The 1199-nt window shown below is 54.6% G+C and carries 1 other annotated feature (running past both ends of the window).

The window, feature by feature from the left end:
* Nucleotides 1-1199, bottom strand: a sequence feature (mutual gap in cmsearch alignment for this rRNA model is longer than 100) (it extends past both window edges: 1655 nt to the left, 1216 nt to the right).

Raw genomic sequence — 1199 nt, 5'->3', positions numbered from 1 at the left:
CTCGAACTGGCGTCCGAGTTTCCAAGCCTCCCAGCTATCCTACACAAGCAACATCAGCGTCCAGTGTGAAGCTATAGTAAAGGTTCACGGGGTCTTTCCGTCTAGCCGCGGGTACACAGCATCTTCACTGCGATTTCAATTTCACTGAGTCTCGGGTGGAGACAGCGTGGCCATCATTACGCCATTCGTGCAGGTCGGAACTTACCCGACAAGGAATTTCGCTACCTTAGGACCGTTATAGTTACGGCCGCCGTTTACCGGGGCTTCGATCAAGAGCTTCGCTTGCGCTAACACCATCACTTAACCTTCCGGCACCGGGCAGGCGTCATACCCTATACGTCCGCTTACGCGTTTGCAGAGTACTGTGTTTTTAATAAACAGTTGCAGCCACCTGGTATCTTCGACCGCCTCGTGCTCCGGCCGCAGGGCCTTCACACTAACGCGGCGTGCCTTCTCCCGAAGTTACGGCACCATTTTGCCTAGTTCCTTCACCCGAGTTCTCTCAAGCGCCTTGGGATTCTCACCCTGACCACCTGTGTCGGTTTGGGGTACGGTCCCACTGTATCTGAAGCTTAGAGGCTTTTCCTGGAAGCGTGGCATCGATGACTTCCTGACCGTGGTCAGTTCGTCTCGTCTCTCGGCCTGGGAGAACCGGATTTGCCTGATTCTCCAGCCTACTGACTTTCACCAGGACTACCAACGCCTGGCTCACCTAGCCTTCTCCGTCCCCCCATCGCAATACAGTGAGGTACGGGAATATTAACCCGTTTCCCATCGACTACGCCTTTCGGCCTCGCCTTAGGGGCCGACTCACTCTGCTCTGATTAGCATAGAACAGAAAACCTTGGTCTTCCGGCGGGGGAGTTTTTCACTCCCCTTGTCGTTACTCATGTCAGCATTCGCACTCGTGATACCTCCAGCAGACCTCTCGATCCACCTTCATCGGCGTACACGACGCTCCTCTACCGCTCGTCATTCGACGAACCCGTAGCTTCGGTACCTGGTTTGAGCCCCGTTACATCTTCCGCGCAGGCCGACTCGACTAGTGAGCTATTACGCTTTCTTTAAAGGATGGCTGCTTCTAAGCCAACCTCCTAGCTGTCTGAGCCTTCCCACATCGTTTCCCACTTAACCAGGATTTCGGGACCTTAGCTGACGGTCTGGGTTGTTTCCCTTTTCACAACGGACGTTAGCACCCG

Origin of the sequence: Halomonas sp. KAO (assembly GCF_015595025.1) — a bacterium.
GTDB lineage: Bacteria > Pseudomonadota > Gammaproteobacteria > Pseudomonadales > Halomonadaceae > Halomonas.
This window is presented reverse-complemented; position numbering and strand designations above follow the sequence as displayed.